Origin of the sequence: Qipengyuania psychrotolerans, from assembly GCF_019711355.1 — a bacterium.
GTDB lineage: Bacteria > Pseudomonadota > Alphaproteobacteria > Sphingomonadales > Sphingomonadaceae > Qipengyuania > Qipengyuania psychrotolerans.
In genome coordinates, this window is record NZ_CP081297.1 from 2,572,610 (window position 1) to 2,597,329 (window position 24,720).

The 24,720-nt window shown below is 61.5% G+C and carries 28 protein-coding genes; 13 read left to right on the top strand and 15 right to left on the bottom strand.

From position 1 onward, the window contains the following. Positions 1-50 precede the first annotated feature (50 nt). The 6 genes from K3166_RS12490 to K3166_RS12515 all read left to right on the top strand — a co-directional run bounded on the left by K3166_RS12490 (position 51) and on the right by K3166_RS12515 (position 4,734). Positions 51-1,268 carry a sensor histidine kinase gene (locus K3166_RS12490; protein WP_221422525.1) on the top strand — a complete coding sequence of 406 codons (1,218 nt, stop codon included), beginning with the start codon at positions 51-53 and terminating at the stop codon, positions 1,266-1,268. Continuing rightward, on the top strand, positions 1,265-2,062 hold the full coding sequence (locus K3166_RS12495; protein WP_221422526.1) for a LytR/AlgR family response regulator transcription factor: 798 nt from the start codon (positions 1,265-1,267) through the stop codon (positions 2,060-2,062). Before K3166_RS12490 ends, K3166_RS12495 begins: the two co-directional genes overlap by 4 nt. Further along, entirely contained in the window at positions 2,062-2,922 is an 861-nt protein-coding gene (nadC, locus tag K3166_RS12500) for a carboxylating nicotinate-nucleotide diphosphorylase (protein ID WP_221422527.1), read from the top strand. Before K3166_RS12495 ends, nadC begins: the two co-directional genes overlap by 1 nt. Positions 2,923-2,963: 41 nt before the next feature. Then, entirely contained in the window at positions 2,964-3,389 is a 426-nt protein-coding gene (locus K3166_RS12505; RefSeq protein WP_221422528.1) for a hypothetical protein, read from the top strand. Next, positions 3,367-4,083, top strand: coding sequence for a ribonuclease T2 family protein (locus tag K3166_RS12510; protein ID WP_247714649.1), 717 nt, complete (start codon positions 3,367-3,369; stop codon positions 4,081-4,083). The genes K3166_RS12505 and K3166_RS12510 overlap by 23 nt, the downstream gene beginning before the upstream one ends. Before the next feature lie 168 nt (positions 4,084-4,251). After that, positions 4,252-4,734 (top strand): hypothetical protein, encoded by a 483-nt coding sequence (locus tag K3166_RS12515; protein ID WP_221422530.1) that lies wholly within the window; start codon positions 4,252-4,254, stop codon positions 4,732-4,734. 56 nt (positions 4,735-4,790) lie between these two features. On the opposite strand, the gene K3166_RS12520 is transcribed toward K3166_RS12515, so the two are convergent. Next, positions 4,791-5,246 carry a nucleoside deaminase gene (locus K3166_RS12520; RefSeq protein ID WP_221422531.1) on the bottom strand — a complete coding sequence of 152 codons (456 nt, stop codon included), beginning with the start codon at positions 5,244-5,246 and terminating at the stop codon, positions 4,791-4,793. A gap of 178 nt (positions 5,247-5,424) precedes the next feature. On the opposite strand from K3166_RS12520, the gene rpmB reads away from it, so the two are divergent. Then, positions 5,425-5,721: a 50S ribosomal protein L28 gene (rpmB, locus tag K3166_RS12525; RefSeq protein ID WP_221422532.1), complete on the top strand. Its 297-nt coding sequence runs from the start codon at positions 5,425-5,427 to the stop codon at positions 5,719-5,721. 56 nt (positions 5,722-5,777) lie between these two features. On the opposite strand, the gene K3166_RS12530 is transcribed toward rpmB, so the two are convergent. The 4 genes from K3166_RS12530 to xseA form a co-directional block, all read right to left on the bottom strand. Beyond that, a complete protein-coding gene (locus K3166_RS12530; protein WP_221422533.1) occupies positions 5,778-6,764 on the bottom strand; it encodes an esterase-like activity of phytase family protein in 987 nt (328 codons plus the stop codon). A gap of 43 nt (positions 6,765-6,807) precedes the next feature. Further along, on the bottom strand, positions 6,808-7,653 hold the full coding sequence (locus K3166_RS12535; RefSeq protein ID WP_247714650.1) for a M23 family metallopeptidase: 846 nt from the start codon (positions 7,651-7,653) through the stop codon (positions 6,808-6,810). Between the two features lie 83 nt (positions 7,654-7,736). Next, on the bottom strand, positions 7,737-7,946 hold the full coding sequence (locus K3166_RS12540) for a DUF2093 domain-containing protein (protein WP_221424113.1): 210 nt from the start codon (positions 7,944-7,946) through the stop codon (positions 7,737-7,739). A 24-nt stretch (positions 7,947-7,970) separates the two neighbouring features. Next, positions 7,971-9,437, bottom strand: coding sequence for an exodeoxyribonuclease VII large subunit (xseA, locus tag K3166_RS12545; RefSeq protein ID WP_221422534.1), 1,467 nt, complete (start codon positions 9,435-9,437; stop codon positions 7,971-7,973). Between xseA and purD the strand changes: the two genes are divergently transcribed. Beyond that, positions 9,436-10,713: a phosphoribosylamine--glycine ligase gene (purD, locus tag K3166_RS12550; protein ID WP_221422535.1), complete on the top strand. Its 1,278-nt coding sequence runs from the start codon at positions 9,436-9,438 to the stop codon at positions 10,711-10,713. The genes xseA and purD overlap by 2 nt on opposite strands. 26 nt (positions 10,714-10,739) lie before the next feature. Here purD and K3166_RS12555 read toward each other — a convergent pair whose 3' ends face one another. Continuing rightward, entirely contained in the window at positions 10,740-11,735 is a 996-nt protein-coding gene (locus tag K3166_RS12555; RefSeq protein WP_221422536.1) for an adenosine kinase, read from the bottom strand. Between the two features lie 112 nt (positions 11,736-11,847). Here K3166_RS12555 and K3166_RS12560 point away from each other — a divergent pair, with 112 nt between their 5' ends. From K3166_RS12560 to K3166_RS12570, 3 genes are all read left to right on the top strand, one after another. Beyond that, entirely contained in the window at positions 11,848-12,546 is a 699-nt protein-coding gene (locus K3166_RS12560; RefSeq protein WP_221422537.1) for an EI24 domain-containing protein, read from the top strand. Further along, entirely contained in the window at positions 12,539-12,964 is a 426-nt protein-coding gene (locus K3166_RS12565; RefSeq protein ID WP_221422538.1) for a hypothetical protein, read from the top strand. The genes K3166_RS12560 and K3166_RS12565 overlap by 8 nt, the downstream gene beginning before the upstream one ends. 75 nt (positions 12,965-13,039) lie before the next feature. Further along, positions 13,040-13,969: a hypothetical protein gene (locus K3166_RS12570; protein WP_221422539.1), complete on the top strand. Its 930-nt coding sequence runs from the start codon at positions 13,040-13,042 to the stop codon at positions 13,967-13,969. Between the two features lie 194 nt (positions 13,970-14,163). Here the strand turns inward: K3166_RS12570 and K3166_RS12575 are convergent, their stop codons facing one another. From K3166_RS12575 to K3166_RS12615, 9 genes are all read right to left on the bottom strand, one after another. Next, complete coding sequence (locus tag K3166_RS12575; RefSeq protein WP_221422540.1) at positions 14,164-14,523, bottom strand: HesB/IscA family protein; 360 nt, start codon at positions 14,521-14,523, stop codon at positions 14,164-14,166. After that, positions 14,523-15,050 (bottom strand): SUF system Fe-S cluster assembly protein, encoded by a 528-nt coding sequence (locus K3166_RS12580; protein ID WP_221422541.1) that lies wholly within the window; start codon positions 15,048-15,050, stop codon positions 14,523-14,525. The genes K3166_RS12575 and K3166_RS12580 overlap by 1 nt, the downstream gene beginning before the upstream one ends. Continuing rightward, positions 15,047-16,276 (bottom strand): aminotransferase class V-fold PLP-dependent enzyme, encoded by a 1,230-nt coding sequence (locus K3166_RS12585; protein WP_221422542.1) that lies wholly within the window; start codon positions 16,274-16,276, stop codon positions 15,047-15,049. Before K3166_RS12585 ends, K3166_RS12580 begins: the two co-directional genes overlap by 4 nt. Continuing rightward, on the bottom strand, positions 16,273-17,043 hold the full coding sequence (locus tag K3166_RS12590; RefSeq protein WP_221422543.1) for a SufD family Fe-S cluster assembly protein: 771 nt from the start codon (positions 17,041-17,043) through the stop codon (positions 16,273-16,275). The genes K3166_RS12585 and K3166_RS12590 overlap by 4 nt, the downstream gene beginning before the upstream one ends. Next, positions 17,040-17,792 carry a Fe-S cluster assembly ATPase SufC gene (gene sufC / locus K3166_RS12595; protein WP_221422544.1) on the bottom strand — a complete coding sequence of 251 codons (753 nt, stop codon included), beginning with the start codon at positions 17,790-17,792 and terminating at the stop codon, positions 17,040-17,042. The genes K3166_RS12590 and sufC overlap by 4 nt, the downstream gene beginning before the upstream one ends. Positions 17,793-17,849: 57 nt before the next feature. Continuing rightward, positions 17,850-18,389 (bottom strand): endonuclease domain-containing protein, encoded by a 540-nt coding sequence (locus K3166_RS12600; RefSeq protein ID WP_221422545.1) that lies wholly within the window; start codon positions 18,387-18,389, stop codon positions 17,850-17,852. Between the two features lie 216 nt (positions 18,390-18,605). Beyond that, positions 18,606-20,096, bottom strand: coding sequence for a Fe-S cluster assembly protein SufB (gene sufB, locus K3166_RS12605; RefSeq protein WP_221424114.1), 1,491 nt, complete (start codon positions 20,094-20,096; stop codon positions 18,606-18,608). A gap of 32 nt (positions 20,097-20,128) precedes the next feature. Beyond that, positions 20,129-20,539, bottom strand: coding sequence for an SUF system Fe-S cluster assembly regulator (locus K3166_RS12610; RefSeq protein ID WP_221422546.1), 411 nt, complete (start codon positions 20,537-20,539; stop codon positions 20,129-20,131). 103 nt (positions 20,540-20,642) lie between these two features. Further along, positions 20,643-21,530, bottom strand: coding sequence for a helix-turn-helix domain-containing protein (locus tag K3166_RS12615; protein WP_221422547.1), 888 nt, complete (start codon positions 21,528-21,530; stop codon positions 20,643-20,645). Between the two features lie 394 nt (positions 21,531-21,924). Between K3166_RS12615 and K3166_RS12620 the strand changes: the two genes are divergently transcribed. Both K3166_RS12620 and ggt read left to right on the top strand, forming a co-directional pair. Next, positions 21,925-22,953: a quinone-dependent dihydroorotate dehydrogenase gene (locus K3166_RS12620; protein WP_221422548.1), complete on the top strand. Its 1,029-nt coding sequence runs from the start codon at positions 21,925-21,927 to the stop codon at positions 22,951-22,953. A gap of 11 nt (positions 22,954-22,964) precedes the next feature. Beyond that, positions 22,965-24,689: a gamma-glutamyltransferase gene (gene ggt, locus K3166_RS12625; protein ID WP_221422549.1), complete on the top strand. Its 1,725-nt coding sequence runs from the start codon at positions 22,965-22,967 to the stop codon at positions 24,687-24,689. The last annotated feature ends 31 nt before the right edge of the window (positions 24,690-24,720 follow it).

Here is a 24,720-nt window from a genome sequence, read left to right on the forward strand (position 1 = left end):
TATCCTAGCGGCTGGCGCTGCGCGCGGCAAATGGGCTAAAGGGTAGGGGCATGGCCGTATTGCCCTTCCGCCCTACACCGTTCTTCGAGAACAAGAACCAGGCGTTCTGGAACCTCCAGCTGCTGGGCTGGGGCGGCGCGACCATGCTGCGCATCATGTCGGCATTGGCGAATGACCAACCGCCCGACCGCCTGATCATCATCCTGATCGCGACCATCACCGGTTTCTCGCTCAGCCTGATCCTCTCGGTGGTCTACAATTACCTGATCACCCAGAAGCCGCTTTTCACCTGGAGCGCGACAGCAGCGATCCTCGCATTTGCGACCGGGGTTTACGCATTCATCGACAGCTGGGTCCTGGAGGTTGCGGGCACCTCGGCCTCGGGCAATTTCGTCAGCCTGTTTGTCGGCATCTACTTCTTCGACCTTACGCTGCTTGGTGCATGGTCAGCGCTATACTACGCCATCAACTTCTTCCTTCAGGTGGAAGAGCAGACGGACCGTCTCGAGCGGCTTGAAGCGCAGGCGACGAGCGCTCAGCTGGCGATGCTGCGTTACCAGCTTAATCCCCATTTCCTGTTCAACACGCTCAATTCGATCAGCACGCTGGTACTGCTGAAACAGACCGCCCCGGCAAACGCGATGCTGACGCGCCTTTCCAGCTTTCTGCGGCATACGCTGGTCACGCAGCCGGGCGGCAAGGTCAGCGTGGCCCAGGAAGTCGAGACGCTCCAGCTCTATCTCAGCATCGAGCGCATGCGGTTCGAGGAACGGCTGCAGACCGATTTCAAGGTCGAGGACTTGGCCGCCAAGGCGCAAATTCCTTCGATGCTGCTGCAACCGCTCATCGAAAACGCAGTCAAATACGGTGTCAGTCCGCAGGAAGAAGGCGCGGAGATTTCCCTTCTCGCTCAAATCGTGGGGCCGCGGTTACGGATCACCGTTTCCGATACTGGCCCAGGCGTTGATGTCGGCGGAGTGGCCGAAGACCTTCCGGTTGTGATGGCCACCCACAAGCGCCGCGATTCGACGGGCGTGGGTCTGGCCAACATTCGCGACCGGCTCGCGCAGGCATATGGCGACGATCACCGCTTCGAGATACGCTCGCCGGAAACGGGCGGATTCACCGTGCTGATCGAGATTCCTCACGAACTCGCCGACGAGGAAGAGCCGCCTGCCGCAGCGGGCGCGACAGGCGGCGGGAAACCAGCCAATGCGTTAACCGTTAATTCCCCAAGTGCCCCCCAAAAGGTAAGTACCAAGCCATGACTATCCGCACGATCCTCGTCGACGACGAGAAGCTCGCTATCCAGGGGCTGCAACTGCGCCTCGAACCCTTCGAAGATGTCGAAGTGATCGAGACTTGCCAGAACGGGCGCGAGGCCATCCGCGCAATCAAGACGCTGAAACCCGACCTCGTGTTTCTCGACATCCAGATGCCCGGCTTCGACGGCTTTTCCGTCGTCCAGGGCGTCATGGAAATCGAACCGCCGCTGTTCGTGTTCGTCACCGCATTCCAGGAACACGCCATCCGCGCGTTCGAAGCCAATGCCGTCAATTACCTGATGAAGCCGGTCGATGAAGACAAGCTCGCCGACACGATCGAACGCGTCCGCCAGCGCCTGGCCGAGAAGAAATCCACCGACGAGGCCGACCGTTTGCGCGGCGTTCTTTCCGAAGTTGCGCCCGAAGCGGTCGAAACGATGGATAGCGACGATGGCGAAGCAGCTGCGCGCTACGAGAAGCTGATCAACGTAAAGGATCGCGGCCAGATCTTCCGCGTCGAAGTCGGCACGATCGAGCACATCGAAGCAGCCGGCGACTACATGTGCATCTACACTGGCGATAATTCGCTCATTCTGCGCGAAACGATGAAGGATCTCGAGCGGCGTCTCGATCCGCGCAAGTTCCAGCGTGTGCACCGTTCGACCATCGTGAACCTCGACCAGGTGCGCCAGGTTAAACCGCACACGAATGGCGAATGCTTCCTCGTGCTGGACAGCGGGGCGGAAGTTAAGGTTTCGCGGTCCTACCGCGACGTCGTAGCGCGCTTCGTCCACTGATGGCATTTACACTCGACGGGTTCGATCTCGCCCAGTTCGTCCGCGAAACGCTTGCCGAGGATCTCGGCGAGGGACTTTCCGGCGGCGGGCATGACGTGACCAGCGAAAGCGTCATCCCCGCCGATGCGCGCTTTGCGGGCGTCATGGATACGCGCGATGCGATAAATGTCGCCGGGCTGCCGATCGCAGAAGCTTTCTTCCGCGCCCTCGACCCCGATATGAAGATCGAAGTGCTGGTCGAAGAAGGCGCGAGCGTCCCGCCCGGGACCGACCTCATGCGCCTCGAAGGCAATGCTCGCGCGATGCTGACCGCCGAACGCGCTGCGCTCAACACGGTCCAGCATCTGTCCGGCATCGCCACCATGGTCGCGGAATATGTGCGCGCGATGGACAATCCGGATTGCACGCTGCTCGATACCCGCAAGACCATTCCCGGACTGCGCCACCTGGAAAAATACGCAGTGCGCATGGGCGGCGCCGCCAACCACCGCATGGGCTTGTGGGACGCAGCCATGATCAAGGACAACCACGTACTTGTCGCCGGTAGCGTCAGCGAAGCGGTACGCCGCGCGGTCGCAGCCGGCGTGAAAGAGATTATCTGCGAGGTTGATCGCATCGACCAGATTGAACCCGCACTGGAGGCAGGCGCGACCCGCCTCCTGCTCGACAACATGGAGCCGGCAACCCTTCGCGAAGCGGTCGCACTTGTGGCAGGGCGCGTCCCGACCGAGGCAAGCGGCGGCATCAATCTGGACACGATCAAGGCCAAGGCCGCGACCGGCGTGAATTATGTTTCAGTCGGACGGTTAACCCAGAGCGCACCGGCTGCCGATGTCGGACTGGACTTTACCCCGCTGTAGTTTCGGGGCATTCCCCGGTCTTACCAATCGGGGAGTGCGAAATGAGACCTGCATCAATCAAGAAATTCGACATGCTGTATCTTGCAGCACTGATTGCGCTCGTCCTGTCGGTGGTTCTCAACCTTGATGCGATTACTGATTTGTCGGAAACGGAAGCCGCCCTCGCGGGACAGCCTTCGCTTGGCGCGGCGGGCGTCCTTATGGGCCTTGGTCTGGTAACGCTTCTGGCGCTGGTCTTCTGGTTCCTGATCTCGCGCTTGCGCATAGAAATGCTCAAATGGCTGCTTGCGCTCGTTTCGGCCTATTTGCTCATATCGGTCATCGCCGCGATGGGCAGCGTCCCGCTCGCATCGATCGGGATCGAGGTCGCAATGGCTGTGCTGCTGGCAGCTGCCACCTATTTCCTGTTCCAGAGCGATGCGAAGGAATGGTTTGCGGCAAAACGTGGTGGCGATAATTCCGAGTAAGCTGACCACTGCGCTTGGGGCCGCGCTCACGCTTACCGCCAGCGCGGCGCAGGCACAGGCCTACCAATGTAACATTCCTGCGCGCCTCGAGGCGCCCGACGTGCGCGCCGACGGCGAACGCCGCGTGCTTCCCGTCACCGGCTATACGCTGGCACTAAGCTGGTCGCCCGAGTTCTGCCGCTTCCGCGAAGACCAGCGCCGCCATGCGCGGCAGTGTTCGGGCAGGCAGGGCCGCTACGGCTTTACCGTGCACGGCCTGTGGCCCAACAGCGGGCGAACCTGGCCGCAATGGTGCGCGCAAAGCGCCGCCCGCGCCGAGGCGATCAAGCCCAATTTGTGCATGAGCCCCGACGCTTCGCTGCTGGCCCGCCAATGGCTCAAGCATGGCAGCTGCATGGCCCGCCACCCGGCAACCTATTTCCGCGTGACCCGCATCCTCTACAATGGATTGCAGTGGCCCGACTTCATCCGCATCAGCCGTGAAGACGGGCTGACCGCAGGCACAATTCGCACTCGCTTTGCCGACGCCAACGAGGGCTGGTTCGAAGAAGCAGTTGGCGTTCATCTCGACCGCAAGGGCTGGCTGGAGGAACTGCGCCTTTGCTATGATGACCGCTTCATGCCGAAAGCGTGCGATACCTACCGGTACGGGGCAAAAGACGGCACACGCGCCAAGATCTGGCGGGGGCTGTGAGACTTGCGTGAGTGTCCGGAATTGGGTGGGAACCGGACGTCGTCTAATTCTAGAATGGCGTTACTGCGTACAAGGTAGAAAACACTGTAGTCAGAAAATACTCATATTTTAATCATGACTTTGACGTCGGGCGCAACCAACATAAAACCAATGGTTGGGAGTGACGAAATGCCAAAGCATGCATGGCCAATTTGGCTGTTGGTGATAGCTGTAATATTGGGACTACCGCTGTGCAGCTTAATCTATTTTACCGCTGAAGTTGAAACATGGACAGCAACAGAGCGCATGAACGGCGACAGTCTGAGTATCCCAATCGGTACGAGCATTGTTGTCGCTTTTGTTACCGCACCGGCAATATTGGGATTGGCCTACCTTTGTCTGCGCCGGTACAATGAAGAAGCGACGATATGGGCATGGAGGAGCGATCGACCTATAAGAAGCTTCGCTGCTAGCACGGTCTTTGGCGTTGTAGCCTTGGGCTATAGTGCGGTCTCTATGATTCAAGCGGCCGATGCTCAGCGGTGGTTCGATTTCGTCTGGATAGCGTATTTGTTGGCGTGGGCCTGGTTGGTGCTCTTGTTAAGAGCAGCAATTGTAGCGCAAATTTCGCGCAAGGACTGGTTTGACTTTTGGTCGCCCGGACACAGGTGAATAGTTACCGAATTAAAGACTGATGGCCACTATCAGGTCGTTAGCAGACTGACCGCTTACCGCCGCGCCTTGAAAAACTCGCGCAGCATCTCCGCCGCCCTTGCCTCGCCAATTCCCGCATAGACTTCGGGCCGGTGAAGGCATTGCTTCTGCTCGAAGACACGCGCGCCGTGCTCCACTGCGCCGCCCTTGGGATCGCCCGCGCCGTAATACACCTTCGCCAGACGGGCGTGGACGATGGCGCCCGCACACATGGCACAGGGTTCAAGCGTCACCCATAATTCGCATTCGCCCAGCCGCTCTTGGCCAAGCGCCTCTGCCGCCTTGCGAATCGCGAGGATTTCCGCATGCGCGGTCGGGTCGCACGTTTCGCGCGGCGCGTTGTGAGCCTCGGCAATGATCTCGCCGTTCCGGGTGATGACGGCCCCAACCGGCACCTCACCCGAATCGGCGGATGCCGCGGCAAGCTCGAGCGCGCGCTGCATGGGTTGCGGGAGGGTCCAGGCGGTCATACTGCATCCTCGCTATACGCGCCCCTGTTGCAGCGCAATCTCCGCTGTGCGCGCGGCTTTGGGTGCTTGACGATTCGTACCCTCACCGCTATGCGCGCCGCTTTCCGGGAATAATGAGCCCCCGACCCGTAATTGCGGTCAAGGGAACTCGCCCGCCCATTTGAACGAGAGACACATCATGTCGCGCATTTGCGAACTCACCGGCAAGGGCCGCCAGACCGGCCACAATGTGAGCCACGCCAACAACAAGACCAAGCGGGTTTTCCTGCCGAATCTCCAGAACGTTACGCTGATCAGCGAAAAGCTTGATCGCAGCTTCAAGTTCCGCGTTTCGACGCACGGACTGCGTTCAGTTGAGCACAATGGCGGTCTCGACAACTGGCTGCTCAAGACCAAGGACGACAAGCTGTCGGCCAACGCGCTCAAGGTTAAGCGCGAGCTGAAGAAAGCTGCGGCTGAAGCCGAAGCCGCATAATTCCGGCCGCGCCCAGGCGCTGGCTATCCTGACGAAATTGCAAAGGCGCGCGGGGCTTACCTGCGCGCCTTTTGCCGTGTCCCGGGGCCGCGTTTCCAGTCCAGCTTAAGCAGGAGCGTGCGCTGGAAGCGGCTGAAATTGTCATCCGCGATGAGCCAGACCGACCAGTCGCCTCCGGCTTCCTGCGTCACCAGCACGCCCTCATAATTTTCGGATGGGAAAGGCGTATCGATCCGCGCCAGCTGGTCAAGTTTGACAACTTCTTTCTCGGCGATCTCGCCAGGATCGAATACCGCCAACTTGACCGGGAAGTGGATGGGGAAGCCCAACTCGACAGCGCGCAGGATCACGAGAATGCGTCCGTCTGGCATTTGAGTGGCGTCGGAAGGGTTATAGCCGCCCTCTCCCTCCACGGTAAATTTGATGGCCTTTCCGCCAAGCACCGGATCGCGGGCATAAAGCAGGGCGGAATGTCGCCCGTTCTCTCCTCCTGCCTCCGCTATGATAATGAACCGCCCGTCAGCAAGGCGCACCATCGATTCGGGCCCGGCATTTTCTGGCCAGTCTGCCATTTGCTTCGGCGACCGCACAACACCGCGACTGCGCTGCTTACCAAATCGCACGATGCGATTGAGCGATTCGATTGCGATCCAGAGTTGCCCGGTGCCAGGATCCCGCGCGAGCGCTTCGACATCGACCTTCATCCACTTCGCATCGCGGAATCTGCTGAACTTTTCGAGGCGAGGGGCCGCGTCGGAGCGGTCCGGCCGCGGAATCTCGAGGAGGCGCCCCGCATCGCTGGCGGCCAAGAATGTGTCGTTGTCCAGCGCGACAAGCGCGGAATATCCGCCGACATGGTCATTGAGGCTGGCAATCTGCCACACGCCGGCAAGGGACAGCGGGCCGCTGTCGGCGGGTTCGAAGCCGAGCGCCCGGATGGTGACCGGTGAGTTATAGTCGAACGTGACTTCGCTGCGGACGAACGTGCCCGGTGCAAGACCCAGCGCCACCGCCGCCAGCAGGAAGATGCGCTTCTTTCTCATGGGCAGGCAGGTCCTAAGCCAAGCCAAGCAAAAACTGCCAGGGTCAAGGCATTGGCGGCAGGAAAAGGAGCGGGTCGAGCCTCGAATTGCGCCATTTCAGGCTCCAGTGCAAATGAGGTCCAGTGGCCCTGCCCGATGATCCGATACGCCCGATGGGTTGCCCTTGTTTTACTCTCTGACCCTCGCGCACGAATAGCTCGGATGAATGCAGGAAGGCGCTATTCAGGCCCTGGCCGTGATCGATGATGAGCAGCTGCCCCTCGAGGCTGAAGTCCGGTTCCGCCAGCACAACGGTCCCGTCCGCCGGTGCAACATAAGTTGTGCCGTCACCGCCTGCGATATCGAGCCCGGAATGATAACTTCCCGGCTCTCCGCGATAGATCCGCTGCGACCCGAACCGGCCGGAAATGCGGCCGGTGACGGGCCATACGAATGTCTGCCGCCAGCCCATGCTCTGTGTCGCTTGCTGGCGGGCGTTCCAGATCGCCTCCAGCTCGGGGCGTCGGCGCTGCATGAAGCTTTCCGAAGACCGCCCCCCGCGCATGGCGACATTGACCCGTTCGATATTCCAGTCGCGCGGCGCAATCGCGAGCGGGCTTTCGATGACGCGCCCATCAGGCAGCTGCGCCGACAAGACAGCTTGCGCCCCTTCGTCGCGGTCGAATGCGGCAAAGAAGCGACCTTCCTCATCGAACGCCAGTTCGGTCTCGCCCAGTTTTGCCGTCTCGCTGCCGCCGGGAACCGTCCCTCTTATCCAGCCGCCTTGTTTCAGTTCGCCATCGAACGTGAAGAGCGCGGGGCGTGCGGGCTGCGGATCAGGTATGGCAACCATCGCAGAAGGGGGCGGTTCGGGTTCAGCGCGAATCGGCTGCACGGTTTCAGCTGCCACGACTGACGTGTCAGTTTCTGCGGCCGGCGAGGCGACACATGCGCCAGTGAGGAATAGGATGAGCGGTGCGACCCGGCCTGGATTCACGGTTTGAGGCGCTCTGTCGCAAGCTGCGGGGTTGCATAGGGCTCCTGGAACTCCACCGACCAGTAGCGTAGTTCATCGAGGGCAATCGGAACGCCCGATGAGGCGCAGAACACATGCTGACCAGCGCGCAATACGCGAAAGCCATTGGGTCCATAGTGCAGCTTGGCCTCGCCCGAAGCGCGGTCGGAATTCTTGTTCATCAGCATGGAAGTTTCCATAGCATCTGGAACCTAGCCAAACAAATCATCTTGCGTTGGCGGCGCTCCCGCCGGTTTCGACTTGGGCTTTGATCGAGGCGCTGGCGGCGCTGCCCTGGACTTGTCCGTGGTGACCGCGAGATCGCCGTCGCGGAACTTCAGCGTCAGAGCCGCCTCTTTCGACGCCTCCGTCTGGGACGTCAGCGTATGTCCATCAGGACCCAGAACCCGTGCATAGCCGCGCTGCAAGACGGCGTCCGGATCGAGCGAGCGCATGACCCGCTCAAGTGCGCCGAGGCGCGCGCGTTTCTCTGCCAAGCGGCGTTCCACCATCGAGGGCATCAGGCGTATGCTTTCAAGCGAACGAGTGGCCTCGCGAAGGCCGCGTTCGAGTATCGCCGGGGGCAATCGCAACTTGCCCAGCTTTTCGCGGCCCCGCGCTGTCCGATCGGTCAAACCACGCCGCAGACGGTCCGACAGGTCGTCGAGAGCCTGCGCCGGTGGCTGAAGCAGCGCCGCAGGGCCGGGAAGCCGCTGCACCCGCGCCTCCAGCCGCTCGCGGCCAAGCTGTACGGGCCGCAGGATCGCGCGCTCCTTGCGCGCGCCGAAGTCCGCCAGTGTCGCCGCGAGTTCGGCGCGAACCGGGACGGCCATTTCTGCGGCCGCCGTCGGCGTCGGAGCGCGGCGGTCGGCGGCAAAATCGGCCAGCGTCGTATCGGTCTCGTGACCCACAGCGCTGATCGTCGGCATCGAGCATTCGGCGATGGCGCGGACGACAGCTTCTTCGTTGAAGCTCCACAGATCCTCGATCGAGCCGCCGCCACGTGCCACGATCACCAGGTCAGGACGGTCGGGATGGCCTGCTGGCAGGCCCGAGAACCCGCGCACTGCGGCTGCCACCTGATCTGCTGCACCCTTGCCCTGCACCAGCACGGGCCACACGATTACGCGGCTCGGAAACCGGTCCGCCAACCGGTGCAAGATGTCGCGAATCACCGCGCCTGTGGGGGACGTCACCACCCCGATCGTTCGCGGCAGGAATGGCAGGGCACGCTTGCGCCCTTCGTCGAAAAGCCCTTCTGCTGTCAGCCGCGCCTTGGTCTTTTCGAGCAGAGCCAGCAGCGCACCTTCGCCTGCCAACTCCATCCGCTCGATTACGATCTGGTACTTGGAGCGCCCTGGATAGGTCGTCAGCTTGCCTGATGCGACGACCTCCAGGCCATCTTCCGGCTGGAATGGCAAGCGCTGCGTATTGCCGCGCCACATCACGCCATCGATGACAGCCTTCTCGTCCTTGAGGGCGCAATACAGGTGACCCGAGGCTGCACGTTTCACGCCGGACAACTCGCCGCGCAGGCGCACAAATCCGAACTGGTCTTCCACGGCCCGCTTCAGGAGCGAAGAAATCTCGCTGATCGAAAGCGGGGCAGCGTTGTCCCCGGCGCGGCCCTTCGCTACCAAGCTGTCTTCTTCTGGGTTTGACGGGAAATCGGCGGGCATGAATATCCTTTTGCTGGGCGGCGGCGGGCGCGAACATGCGCTGGCTTGGAAACTGGCGCAATCGCCCATGTGCGACAAGCTGTGGGCGAGCCCGGGCAATCCCGGCATGGCAGAATGCGCGGAAAGTGTCGCGCTCGACGCGTCGGACCATGCCGGCGTAGAGCAATTCTGCCGCGACAATTCGATTGGGCTGGTCGTTATCGGTCCCGAGGCGCCGCTGGTCGATGGCCTGGCAGACGATTTGCGCGCTGCGGGCTTCCCGGTGTTCGGCCCTTCGAAAGCGGCAGCGCAGCTTGAAGGCAGCAAGAGCTTCACCAAGGAATTGTGCGAGCGCGCCGATATTCCCACGGCGCGGTTCGTTCGCTGCACTTCGCTCGAGGCGGCCTGGGGTGCGCTGAAGAAATTCGACCCGCCCTTCGTGCTCAAGGCTGATGGCCTTGCTGCCGGGAAGGGTGTCGTGATCGCGGAAACGCGGGAAGAGGCGCAGCACGCCTTGTCGGAAATGTTCGACGGCAAGTTCGGCAGCGCCGGCAGCGAAGTCGTGATCGAACAGTTCCTCGTCGGTGAGGAGGCAAGTTTCTTCGCCCTGACCGATGGCAAGACAATCGTCCCCTTCGGCAGTGCACAGGACCACAAGCGCGTGGGCGAAGGCGATACCGGACCCAATACCGGCGGCATGGGCGCATATTCGCCGGCGCCAGTGCTCACTGCGCAGCTCCGCGAGCAGGTGATGCGTGAGATACTCGAACCGACGGTCAACACCATGCGCAAGGAAGGCATGCCCTATTCCGGCGTGCTCTATGCCGGCCTGATGCTGACAGCCGAGGGGCCGCAGCTGATCGAATACAATGTCCGCTTTGGTGATCCTGAATGCCAGGTGCTGATGATGCGGCTCGAAAGCGATCTCGTCGAGATCATGCTTGCTTGTGCTCAGGAGCGGCTCGGTGAAATCGAAGCGCCGCGCATGGCGGACGGATTTGCCCTCACCGTCGTGATGGCGGCTGATGGCTATCCCGGAACGCCCAAGAAGGGCGGCCTGATCGACCTTCGCGACGCCGAGGCAGAAGGCGCCAAGGTCTTTCACGCCGGGACGAAACTCGAAAACGGCAGACTGGTCGCCAGCGGCGGCCGCGTGCTGAACGTCACCGCGCGCGGAAGCAGCGCCAGTGAAGCCCAGCGCAATGCCTATGCCGCCGTCGACAAGATCGATTTCGCGGAAGGATTCTGCCGGCGCGACATCGGCCAGCGCGAGGTGCGGCGCGAACGGCACGGATAAATTCCGCGCCGGCCAGCGCCGCTTTTTCAGCCGAGCTTTTCGGCCACCAGCGCCTTCAGGTCTTTCTCGCTGCGTGCGCCGATGTGGCTGATAATCTCTGCAGCGCAGATCGCGCCCATGCGCAGACAGATCTCGAGGCTTTCGCCGCGTGCGTGGCCGGTCAGGAAACCAGCTGCAAACAAGTCGCCTGCGCCAGTCGTATCGACCACACGCTCGACCGGCTCGGCTGCGATTTCGACGCGTTCGCCGCCCGCAATACCCACAGCGCCGTTCGCGCTTCGGGTGGCGACGAGGACGGGGACGTTGTCCTTGATCATGTCGATCCCGGCATCAAAATCGTCAGTGCCCGTCAGCGTCGCCAATTCATGTTCATTGACGAACATGATGTCGATCAGGCCATCCTGGATCATGGCGCGGAAATCGTCGCCATGGCGGTCGATCACGAAGCTTTCGCTGGCCGTGAAGGCAACCTTGCGGCCAGCAGCGCGGGCCACTTCCATAGCGCGGCGCATTGCGCTGCGCGGCTCTTCGGGGTCCCACAGATACCCTTCGAGGTACAGGATGCTGGCGCTGGCGATCAGTTCGTCATCGAGCGCGGCAGACGGCAGGTACTGACTTGCACCAAGAAACGTGTTCATCGTCCGCTCTCCGTCGGGCGTGACGAAGATCAGGCAGCGGGCGGTCGGCGGATCACCGGCGCGCGGCGCGGTATCGAAATCGATGCCGACCGCACGGATATCATGGCTGAAAATCTCGCCCAGCTGGTCCTGCGCGACCTGCCCGACAAAAGCACACTGCGCGCCGAGCGAGGACATGCCCGCCAAGGTGTTCGCCGCAGAACCGCCGGAAATCTCGGTCGCCCGGCCCATCGCATCGTAGAGTTCCCGGGCGCGCGGCGTATCGACCAGCGTCATTCCGCCCTTCGCAAGGCCCAACTCCTCGATCAGTTCGTCCTTACAGGGGGCCATGACATCGACGATGGCATTACCAATCGCGATGACGTCGTAACGGGGCTTGGTCATGTATACTCCGGAGCGTGAAAAACGTTGTGTCGGGCGCCGTTAGCGTTTCGTCGGGCATTGGCCAAGGGTAGCGTTGACTTCGCGCCATCTCCTGCGCAATCCCTCGCGCCTGATGATCTCGCTCCCCCGCGCATTCTCCCTGGCATTTGGCCAATTGTACGATCCGGCCATCATGAAGGTGCTGGTGAAGAGCGTGCTTGTCACGCTGGCGATATTTGTCGCGCTGGGCGCAGTGCTCTGGTGGGCACTGGATCTGGGAATTGATCGGTGGATCAGCGATAGCCTTCCCGCCAACTACAGCGGCACAGTAGCTGGCGTCGTCGCAGTCGCAGTCGCCGTGATCGGCGGCTGGCTCCTGTTTCGCTTCGTGGCGCTGTTCGTGCTGCAATTCTTCGCTGACGAAATCGTTCGTGCGGTCGAGGCAAAGCATTACCCCCATGCCGCCAGCATCGCGGGCCTGCCGTTTCGGCAGGAGCTTGCCAACAGCGTCCGCTCGACCACACGTGCACTGCTGGTCAATCTGGCGGCACTGCCGTTCGCGATCCTGCTGCTGGTGACCGGCATTGGCACTGCGGTGTTGTTCTGGGCAGTCAATGCATGGCTGTTGGGGCGCGAACTTCAGGACATGGTCTGGCTGCGCCACCGGCAGGACGCGAACGAAATTGCGCCGATCGCGCCCGGCAGGCGCTTCCTGCTCGGCGGAGCGGTTGCGGCAATACTGCTTGTGCCTTTCGCCAATCTGCTTGCACCGATACTGGGCGCGGCGAGCGCAACCCACATGGTCCACCGCGGGAGAACGGCGAATGCGTAGGCTGGTAACCCTGACACTGGCAGCGACCAGCCTGTCTGCATGCGTCAGTGCACCTGCGCCGACCTCCACCGCGCCGCCGCGCCCGGTCATCACCGCACCGCCCCCGCAGGATCCTGTACGCGCTGCACCGTCCACCGGCGCCTTCCGTGCGCCGAAAGTAATGAACTTGCCGGGGCTCGAAGGCGTTATCGGCAAGAACGCCACCGCTCTCGCGAACATTTTCGGTCCCCCGCGGCTCGAAGTGAAGGAAGGTGACGCGATGAAGCTGCAATTCACGGGATCGGCCTGCGTCCTCGATATCTACCTTTACCCCCTGAGACCGGGAGCCGAGCCCAGTGCGACCTATGTCGCTGCCCGGCGTTCAAGCGATTCCCTTGATGTTGACCGGGCCGCTTGCGTCGCCGCCCTGCGAAGGTAGGTTCAATCGGCTGGTAAGACGAAATTAACGCCGAAATTCTAAGAAATACCGGTCCATTCAGGGGGACCAGGAATTATGAGCACGCAATTCGACAAAATTGCCGAACACGCCGCGGCTGACGGTAAAGTCGCCGCAGATGAAGTTCTCCAGCTGCGCCGCGAATGCTGGCCAGACGGAATCATCTCGAAATCCGAAGCTGAAGCGATCTTTTCGCTCAACGACAAGCTTGCCGAGCGCGGGCCGGAGTGGACCGATTTCTTTGTCGAAGCGCTCAGCGTTTTCACGGTCATGCAACTCGAACCCAAAGGGTATGTCAGCGACGAAAACGCGGAATGGCTCAAGGGCAGGATCGACCATGACGGGGTGCTGGGCTCGATGGCCGAGTGCGAGCTGGTCATGAAAATCTTCGAGCGTGCGCGCAACGTCCCGCAGAGCATGAAGGATTGGGTCATCGACCGGATGGAACACGCCGTCCTCGAAGGAACCGGCCCCACTCGCGATGGCGGGCAGCTTGAAAAAGGCAACGTCAACGCGGCCGAGGCGAACCTCCTGCGCCGCGCGATTTTCGCGCCTGCGAGCGACCGTCCGGGCGCAGTAGGCCGCAACGAGGCCGACCTGCTGTTCAGGCTCAAGGATGCAACGCTTGGTGCCGACAACGCTCCGGAATGGAAGCAATTGTTCGTTCAGGGCGTGGGGAATTATTTGCAGGGATACCATCTGCCGAACGCCCAGATCAGCCGAGAACGCGCCGCCGAGCTGGACATCTTCATGGCGGACACTTCGCGCAGCGTAGGCCGCTTTGTCGGGCGCATGGCAAAGGCCTCGCCCAATGTCTTCGGTCAGGTTTTCGGCAAGCGCGAGGCTGCTCCCGCGATGGAAGCACGGGCTCTTGATGCTCGGCGGGTCGATTCGGCTGAACAGGCCTGGCTTGACGGCAAGATCCATGCCGATGGGCAGGTCGACGAATACGAACAGGCCCTGCTGGATTTCCTCGCCGAGGGTTGAATTAGTCGAAAAGCAGTGGAGCCTCGGCACCACCCTGTTTCGGCAGCGGACCTCTGGTTGAGATCGCTGGAACGGGCAAACCCGCTTCGGGGGGCCTACGACGCCATCTGCTCGCGATGCGCTGCATGAGCCGGCGTTCCGGCCCATGCAATGCGGCAAGCAGCCTGGCTATTTCGCGCTCTTCCATGAACGTTTTATACCATGAAACTCTCGCCGCAGCCACAAGCACCCTTGGCGTTGGGGTTCTCGAAAACGAATCCGGCTGAGAAATCATCTTCCACCCAGTCCATCGTGCTTCCGATCAGATAGAGCACGCTGGCCCCGTCGATGTAGAACACACCGCCAGGCGTCTCGATCTTTTCGTCGAATTTGGTTTCTTCGGTGACATAGTCGACTGAATACGCGAGGCCCGAGCATCCGCGGCGCGGGGTCGACAATTTCACGCCGATCGCATCTTGCGGTGCCTTGGCCATCAAATCGGCAATGCGCTGCTCGGCGCCTTGGGTCAGGATAACTGCGGCCTTGGGCGCAGGACGGGTCTTGGTGTCAGCCATCACAGCATCCCCAATTCGAGGCGCGCTTCGTCGGTCATCTTTTGCGGATCCCACGGCGGGTCCCAGACAAGGATGACTTCAGCATCGCGGACGCCCGGAACGCTGGCCGCACGCAGTTCGACTTCGCCGGGCATGGTTTCGGCAACCGGACAATTCGGCGTAGTCAGCGTCATGCTGACAACAACGTCCGCTTCGTCGGAAACTTCGACGCCGTAAATCAGGCCAAGGTCGTAAATGTTCACCGGAATTTCCGGATCGTAGATTTCCTTGAGCGCGTCGATCACATCCTGCTGCAGCTCGCCGCCAACGCCTGTTGCGCTGACCGCTTCAGGCTTCTTCTGCAAGAAACCTTCGAGATAGTCGCGCTTGCGTTCCATCGTTTCGCGCGGGCTCTCGGTTGCGCCTTCGTCGGGATCGACCGCATCCGAAACACGCGCGCGCGGCGGCTTGCCCACGACCGTATCGGCGGGAGAGGGTGCGGCGATGAAGTCCTTGCCATCGCTGATATCAGTGCTGTGTTCGTTCATCCGAAGATCCTCCGGGTCCTTTCGATACCGCGCATCAGGGCGGCAATGTCGTTTTCGTCGCTATAGAGGCCAAAGCTGGCCCGGGCCGTTGCCGGGACGCCGAGATGTTCCATCAAGGGCTGTGCGCAGTGGTGACCGGCACGGATTGCGACGTTTTCTTCGTCCAATATGGTGCCGAGGTCGTGCGGATGCACCCCTTCAAGTGCAAAGGAGACGATTCCGGCGCTTTCTTCCGGGCCGAACAGCGTCACTGCGTTTGTCCGGCGCAGTTCTTCGCGCAGCTTGCGTGCCAGTTCCGCTTCATGTGCAAACAGGCGGTCAGGGCCCAGTGCGTCGACGTAATCGATCGCGGCATGCAGCGCGATGGCTTCGGTGATCATCGGCGTACCCGCCTCGAACCGCTGCGGCGGCGGGGCATAGGTCGTGCCTTGGAAACTGACCTTGTCGATCATCGCGCCGCCGCCTTGCCACGGCGGCATGGATTCCAGCAGTTCTTCGCGCGCCCACAATACGCCGATGCCGGTTGGTCCGTAGATCTTGTGGCCGGAAAAGGCATAGAAGTCGCAATCGAGAGCCGCCATGTCGAGTATCATCCGAGGGGCGGCCTGACAGCCGTCGAGCATGATCTTGGCGCCCACCGAATGGGCGAGATCGGCAGCCTTGCGCGCGTCGAGTACGCTGCCAAGCACGTTCGATACATGTGCCAGCGATACGAGGCGCGTGCGGGGGCCGATCAAGGCCTCCAGTGCACCCAGATCGATGCGGCCATCGTCCGTCAGCGGGCAAACGTCGATTTGAGCGCCGGTCCGTTCGGCCACCATCTGCCAGGGCACGATGTTCGAATGATGCTCAAGCACCGAAAGCACGATCCGGTCGCCTGCGGAAAGGCGTGTCATGCCCCACGTAGCGGCAACCAGGTTAATCGCCTCGGTCGCGCCGCGCACGAAAACGATCTCGTCGGCCGATTTGGCGCCCATGAACCGAGCGACCCGGTCCCGGGCCGCTTCATAACCTTGGGTCATCTGGGCCGAGCGAGCGTAAACGCCGCGGTGAACCGTGGCGTAATCCTTGCCAAGTGCGCGGCTTATGGCATCGATAACCGCCTGCGGCTTTTGTGCAGTCGCTGCAGTGTCGAGGTAATGCCAAGGGGCGCCTTCCGGGGTCAAAAGACCCGGAAAATCCGCCTTCTTATCAGCGTCGGGGGAAAGAATTACCGCCTCGCTCACAGATGCTTGTCCAACTTGTCGAGCGCAGTGCGGAGCAGGCGCTCCTGCTGTTCTTCGTCATCCAGTTCCACCAACGCATCGCCAATGAACGCCTGCACCAGCAAGCGCCGTGATGCTTCGGGCGAAAGACCGCGCGCAGCCATGTAGAAGCGCGCATTTTCGTCCATTTGCCCGACGCTGGCGCCGTGTTCGCACTTCACGTCGTCGGCGTAGATTTCGAGCTGCGGCACGGCATTCACGCTCGCGCCCTTTTCCAGCAGCAGGCCCTTGAAGCTTTGCGCGGCATCGGTCTTCTGCGCGTCGCGCACCACGTCGATCCGGCCAAGGAAGTTGCCGGTGCCCCTGCCCCAGTGCACGCTGCGCACGATCTGGTTGCTTGTCGCGTTTGGTTCTTCATGGGCGACGCGGGTTACGAATTCGCGCGTAGTATCGCGCCCGCCGACCGTGATTCCACCCATCTCGAAATGCGCGCCTTCGGCCAGCATCACGACCACTTCAATACGGCCCAGCTTCGCGCTCGCGATGACGCCGAACAATTCGAACCGAGCACCCTTGCCGATCTTTACGCGCAGGCGGCGGAGTTCGACGCCGCCGGTATCCGAAGCGTCATCGGCGATGACCAGCGTTTCGCGCACGGTCTCGCCAGCAGCGACTTCGATGTCGCGCCACTTGTCGAATGTCCCGAGGTCCATGCCGGCCAGCGCATCGGTGTCCGAATAGCGCCACGCCTCGTCCTTGCGGGTCGGGAAGGCAAGGTCCTGGGTCATGCAGGCTCCGCCATCACTGCGTCATAGCCTTCGTTCTCGAGGCGAATTGCCAGTTCTGCGCCGCCAGTCTTCACGATGCGACCCTTGCTGAGGATCGAAACCTTGTCCGGCTTCACCACCTCGAGCAGGCGCTGATAGTGAGTGATCAGCAACACGCCCTTGTGCGCATCGCGCATGATGGCATTGATTCCGTCGCCAACCACACGCAGCGCGTCGATGTCGAGGCCGCTATCGGTCTCATCCAGGACAGCGAATGCAGGATCGAGAATGCCCATCTGGACCATCTCTGCACGCTTCTTCTCGCCGCCGGAGAAGCCGACGTTCACATGGCGCTTGAGCATGTCCATATCGAGCTTCAGCAGAGCGGCCTTTTCCTTGGCGAGCTTCAAGAACTCGCCGCCGCTGAGCGCTTCTTCGCCGCGCGCCTTGCGCTGCGAGTTGAGCGCTTCGCGCAGGAACTGGACGTTGGAGACACCGGGAATTTCAACCGGATACTGGAACCCGAGAAACAGGCCGGCAGCCGCGCGTTCGTGCGGTTCCAGGCCAAGCAAGTCCTGCCCGCGGAAGGTCACCGAACCCCCGGTCACTTCATAGCCCGGGCGGCCGCCCAGAACATAGGACAGCGTCGACTTGCCCGCACCGTTCGGCCCCATGATGGCGTGAATTTCGCCCGCAGCCACTTCGAGGTTCAGGCCATTGAGAATGGTCTTGCCGTCGATTTCGGCGGTCAGGTTTTCAATTTTCAGCATTGTGGTCTTTCTTCAGCATTTCGGCGAACACGGCGATGGTGATTGTCATCGGTTCCATCAGCTCCTGCGCGAGGGGCCGTTCCCGTCGCGGTCATATCTTGGCTTGGATTGACGCGGGTTTTCGGCGTTGTGACGCCGCCGCGCTTCACCCTTGTCGGCGATGCGCGCGCGCATGCCGAGTGTGATGCGTTCAAGCACGGCATCCATGTTTTCCAGGATGTCCTTGGCAGCGATGCGCATTACCCGGATGCCGACGGTCTCCAGGCTCTTGTCGCGGCGCTTGGCCAGCGCGTCGTTCTGGCCTTCCTCGTCAATAGAGATCGCCATGCCGAGCGGGTGGCAATTGAAATCGACGATCGCGCTGCCGACCACCGCATGGCGGGTGAAGCTGTAGCGGCCCATGTCGGCCTTGGCGAAACGCTCTGCCAGCGCCTTGTGCGCGTCTGACGAGAAGCGCCGCATTTCGCGCGCCTGCTCATGCAAGGCATCGAGGCGCTTGTCCGAGATTTCCCAGCCGCGGCCCTTCTTCTTGATCGAAGGGGCGTCGTCCGCCGTTTCCGAAGGGTCGGGGAGTTGAAGTGTCTTGCGGTCAGTCATTTGTACTCATCTTGCGGCTGCGCAGCAGAAGCCCAATCGTTAATGCGGAAAAAAGTGGAGGAGCCCAAATAGCAGTGAGCCATGTCCAAAATTCGCTTGGCGCCTCGGACGAATACGGCGGTATCAGAACAATGTGTCCGGCCCAAATTGCGGTGACCGCCCAAACATAGAGCGTAGTTGTAATGCCAACGAGGGCCAAACCGAACAGAGCGTACCTCACCCGACACTCCCCTCAAGCGAGATCGCCAGAAGTTTCTGCGCTTCGACGGCGAACTCCATCGGCAGTTCCTTCAGCACGTCCTTGGCGAAGCCGTTGACGATCAGCGCCACGGCCTCTTCCTCGTCCAGGCCGCGTTGCATCGCGTAGAACAGCTGGTCATCGGAAATCTTGCTGGTGGTGGCCTCGTGCTCGATCTGGGCGCTGGGGTTCTTCACCTCGATATAGGGTACGGTATGCGCGCCGCATTTATCGCCCAGTAGCAAGCTGTCGCACTGGGTAAAGTTGCGCACATTGTCGGCATTGGCTGCCACGGCCACGCGGCCGCGATAGGTGTTGTTCGACTTGCCCGCCGAAATACCCTTGGAGATGATCGTCGAACGGCTGCCCTTGCCGTTATGGATCATCTTGGTGCCGGTATCGGCCTGCTGGTAATTGTTCGTGACCGCGACCGAGTAGAACTCGCCCACGCTGTCTTCGCCATTCAGCACGCAGGACGGGTATTTCCACGTCACCGCGCTGCCGGTTTCAACCTGCGTCCAGCTAATCTTGGAGCGGGCGCCCTGGCACAGGCCGCGCTTGGTGACGAAATTGTAGATCCCGCCGACGCCTTCGGAATTGCCCGGATACCAGTTCTGGACGGTCGAATACTTGATCTCGGCGTCCTCCATCGCGACCAATTCGACCACGGCGGCGTGAAGCTGGTTTTCATCGCGCATCGGCGCGGTGCAACCTTCCAGATAGCTGACATAGCTGCCCTTTTCGGCAACGATCAGCGTGCGTTCGAACTGGCCAGTGTTTTCCGCATTGATGCGGAAATAGGTGGAAAGCTCCATCGGGCAGCGTACGCCTTCGGGCACATAGACAAAGGTGCCATCCGAAAAGACCGCGCAATTCAATGTGGCGAAGAAATTGTCCTTCTGCGGCACAACCTTGCCGAGCCACTTTTTCACCAGCTCGGGGTATTCCTTGATCGCTTCGCTGATCGACAGAAAGATGACGCCCGCCTTCTTCAGTTCTTCGCGGAATGTGGTGGCGACGCTGACGCTGTCGAACACGGCATCGACGGCAACCTTGCGCGCGCCCTTCACCCCGGCGAGCACTTCCTGCTCGCCGATGGGGATACCGAGCTTGTCGTAGACGCGCTTGATTTCGGGATCGAGATCATCGAGCGAGTCGAGTTCGATCTTCTTCTTCGGCGCGGCGTAGTAGAAGGCATCCTGATAGTCGATCTTGGGATAGCCGACCTTGGCCCAGTCGGGCTCCTCCATGGTTTGCCACAGACGGAACGCCTTCAGACGCCAGTCGAGCATCCATTCTGGCTCGCCCTTCTTGCCCGAGATAAAGCGGACGGTGTCCTCGGTAAGGCCTTTTTCCGCGAATTCCGTTTCAATGTCGGATGACCAGCCATGCTCGTACTCCGCTGCCTTGTCGGCGGCATCGCGCGCATCCTGGTCAGTCACGGGCCCACCGGTTTCGGGAAGGTCCATTTCCTTACGGTCCTGAATGTCGATTTCTTCGCTCACGCGAGTTCCTTTTCCTGCGCCAATTGCGTCAGTTTGATATCGTCCAAGGCGCCGCGAACCGCTTGGTTCACCAGCTGCCAATGAGGTTTGACCCGGCAATCATGGTCGACCGAACAACCTGTCCCTTCGACACAGGCGGTCAGCGCGATCGGTCCCTCAACCGCTTCCACTATGTCGGCAAGGCTGATCGCTGCAGCCGGGCGGGCAAGCTGCAAACCGCCGCCAGAGCCGCGCACGGAGCGCAGCAATCCAGCGCCAACAAGCTTGCTGACCAGCTTTTGCACGGTCGGGACCGGTAGGCCGGTTTCGGCCGCAAGTTCTGACGCACTGACCCTGCCCCCGCCGCAATGGCGGGCTGCCTGGCTCATCGTGACGACAGCGTAATCTGCAAGGTTCGAAAGGCGCATAATCTTAAATCGGACGAATCCGCTCCGATTAGCCACCTATGATTGCAAACCCGCAGTTTCAACGGATTTCCACTTGTTGCGAGTCGTTAGCAGAAAGTGGCGATCAGGGTTTCTTGTCCAGTTGCCGGTCCTGGCTGCCACCGAAGAGATCGACCGATGAATAGCCATCGGGACCAAGCATCTCTTTTACCGGCGTCTCCGTGTTCTTTTCAAGGCGGCGCGGGGTCCGCCCGGTAAAAGCGCGGATTTCCTTGATCATGTGCGCCTGATCATAAAACGCTTCGTGAATTTCGGCTTCCAGCTCTGGCGACAGTTCCGGAAAGGACAGCAGCGTGGCTGCCCGGACAGCGCGGTAGCGGCGGATCAAGCGAACCGGCGGCTGTCCGAAAAACCGCGTAACGAGCCGTTGAACCTGTCGTTCGGAATACGGAAGCTTATCCTGCAATTCATCGATGTCCGGCTTTAACGACGATGACAGCCATTGGAGCGTGGTGTCGATGACCTGCACGTGCCTGACAGACAGTTCGCGAAGGCTTTGCCGGACCACATCGGCCAGCGCATCCAGCGCTTCGCGTTCATCGAGATCGCCGCTGCGAATGGCAGCGGGAAGCGCCTTGAGCCTGTCCAGCTGCTCGCCTGCAAACACCTTCTCGAGCGGGACGAAGCAGTCGTGCGCTTCATTGACCGGCAGCCCCGTCAAGGCAGCCCAGCCGCGAAAGTTGAGCGAAACGCCCAGCATCAGCATTGGCCCGTGGATACGGAATTGCCGCGCCTCAAGCAGGGCGCCTTGCAGCACCACATCGCCGGTGCGGCCCGTACCGTTCTTGCCATGATCGATCGTGGCATAGCCTTCGGTCACGACCGCCAGTTGGCCAGAATAGGCAGGCAGCCAGTCTTCGACACCGTTCTTGTCGGCGCGAAAGATATAGAGCGAATTGAAGTAAGGTTTGAGGTCTGCCGGCGCTTCGATGAACTCAAAGCTATAAGGCAAGCTGGCCGCGCCGTTCGTGTTTTCCAATCAGCGTCCCCCTGAAGCCCTGAACAGGTCTCTGATCAGGATCTTAGCCGCGAGATGGCAAGCAAGCAAATATCGCAGTTACATCTCGAGCTGTCCGCATGGGAGTGATCACAGCCGAACACCCTGCAAACGCGTCAGCCTGACAAAAAAAGGGCGGCCCAATAAAGAGCCGCCCTTAAAAGTTGAGAACTCGTTGCAAAGCTGCTCCGAGCCCTTCGGGTCGCAGGAGTTAGATACAATGATTCGCGCAAAATTAGATTGTATACATGCGACACCCCCCCTGCCTCCCGCACATTTTGGCGGTTTTTTACAACGCTCTTGTTGCCTTGCTCGACAGGTGGTGCGGCCTGCTTCATAGCTCGCGGCCATGATCTTCGACCTGCTTCGCCCAGCCCTCTTCACGCTTGATCCGGAACGCGCTCACCGACTTACGGTCGCCGCCTTGAAGGCCAAGCCGGTAAGCCCGGCCCGCTCGTCAGGCCGGCTTGCGACACAGGTTGCCGGCATCGCATTCCCCAATCCCCTGGGCATGGCCGCCGGTTTCGACAAAGATGCTGAAGTGCCCGACCAACTGCTTGGGCTCGGATTTGGCTTCGCCGAAGTCGGTTCGATCACGCCGCTCCCTCAGGAAGGCAATCCCAAGCCCCGCCTGTTCCGCCTGGTTGAAGATCGCGCGGTCATCAATCGCATGGGGTTCAACAATGGTGGCGGCGAAAAAGCGCGCGCAAGATTCGAAGCGCGGAAGCATCGCGGCGGCGTGCTGGGAATCAATATCGGGGCGAACAAGGACAGCGCGGACCGCGTCGCCGATTATGCCGCGATGACGCAGATGATGGCGCCTTATGCCAGCTACCTCGCGGTGAATATTTCCAGCCCCAATACACCGGGCCTGCGTGCATTGCAGGATGAGGAGGCATTGATCGGATTGCTCGATGCAGTGCTGGAAGCGCGCGGAGATGAAGGCCCGCCGGTGTTTCTCAAGGTTGCCCCTGATCTTGAACCGGCCGACATCGATGCCATTGCACGGATCGCCGTGGATGCCGGGCTCGGCGCGCTGATCGTCTCCAATACGACAATCAGCCGCCCTCCGCTGAAATCGCGCCATGCCAGCGAGGCGGGCGGCCTTTCCGGAGCGCCCCTGCGCAGCCTCGCGCAGCAACGGATCATCGACTTCCGCAAGGCGACCGGAGGCGAGATGCCACTGGTCGGGGTCGGCGGAATTGCTAGCGCGGAAGACGCCTGGGCGCGCATCCGCGCGGGCGCCAGCCTGGTCCAGCTTTACAGCGCCATGGTCTATGAAGGCCCGGGCCTGCCGCGCCGGATCCTGCGCGGGCTGGAAAAACTGATGAAGCGCGACGGGTTTTCATCGATTGCGGAGGCGGTCGGAAGCGAATAGCGTCGCGCGCCATGAACCGACTGATTTCCATTTCGCTTGCAGCTCTTGCCCTGACCGGCTGCACCTCCACTCCCAACTCGGCCGCGCCGATCCAGAGCGCGGCGTCTGCCGATCTGACACGCGGTGGTGCGGTTAGCGCCGCCGATCCGCGCGCGCAGGAAGCCGGAGAGGCCATTCTGGCCAGAGGCGGCAGCGCGGCGGACGCGGCGATTGCGGTCATGCTCGCGCTGACCGTGGTCGAGCCGCAAAGCTCGGGTATTGGCGGCGGCGGGTTTCTGGTGCGCGGCGATGCCAGCGGCAACACGACCAGCTATGATGGCCGCGAAACCGCCCCCGCAGGCGCGACCCCGGAATGGTTTCTCAACGAAGACGGCAGCGCGCCGCCCTTCATGGAATCCGTGATCAGCGGGCTTAGCGTCGGCGTACCGGGCAATATTGCCCTCGCCGCCAAGGCCCATGCCGAACACGGCAAGCTGGCGTGGGAAGAATTGTTCGCACCGGCCATCGAACTGGCCCGCGGCGGCTTTTACGTGAACCCGCGGATGAACACTTCACTCGAACTCGCCAAGGATCGTGCGGCTTTGACCGATATGGGCCGCAAGCTGTTCTTCGATGCCGAAGGCAATCCGCATCCGGTAGGCACGCTGATCAAGAACGAGGAATTGGCGCGAACTTTCGAATCCATTGCCGCAGCTGGTCCCGAGGCGTTTTATTCCGGCCCGCGCGCAGCGGAAATCGCCACCATCGTGGCCGCGGCAACTCCGCGTGACGGCGCGATGACTGTTGGCGATATCGAGGGATACCAAGCCAGGGAGCGTGATGCGATCTGCTCGACCTACCGGGCCTACCGCGTCTGCGCGATGGGCCCGCCAACGTCCGGCGGCGTCGCAGTGCTTCAGATCATCGGCCAGCTCGAACGCTTCGATCTTGCATCCTTGGGGGCTACCAGTCCGGTCGCCTGGCACCTGTTCGTGGAATCGCAGCGCCTCGCCTATGCCGACCGCGAGCTTTACCTTGCCGATGCGGATTTTGTTTCGGTCCCGGTCGCAGGGTTGATCGACAAAAATTACCTCGCCAGCCGCAGCGCGCTGATTTCTGCGCAGGGTAGTCTGGCCTCGGTGGAAGCCGGACGTCCTAGCGGTGCGCCGCTGGCCCAGGCCGACGGGGACGAGCCGGAAGAGCATGGCACATCCCACTTCGCCGTGGTCGACGGCGACGACACGATGATTTCCTATACATCCACGATCGAAGGCGCTTTCGGGTCCGGATTGATGGCCGGCGGCTTCTACCTCAACAATGAACTGACCGATTTCAGCCGATCGCCCCAAGTGGACGGCAGGCTGGTTGCGAACCGGGTCGAAGGCGGCAAGCGGCCGCGCAGCTCCATGTCACCGGTCGTGATCTACGACCCTCAGGGCCGCCCGTTCATGGCGGTTGGCGCGGCAGGCGGCAGCACCATCCCGGTTCAGACCGCACGCAGCGTCATCGGCGTGATCGATTTCGGGCTTTCGGCGCATGATGCCATGGGCTTGCCGTTCATCATGGCCTTTGGCGAACGCGTCCTGATCGAAGAGGGAACCTGGCTCGAGACCAGTGCCGACGCATTCCGCGCGCTTGGTCATTCTGAACTGCTGACCCGGCCCGCTCCGGTTAAGGCCGGGGCAGTTCTGCGTCAGGTAGGCACCTGGACGAGTGCCCGTGATCCGCGGCTGGAAGGCCAACTCGATATGCCGTGATTGCGGTCCGGGCCGTCTTGCCGCAAGCGCG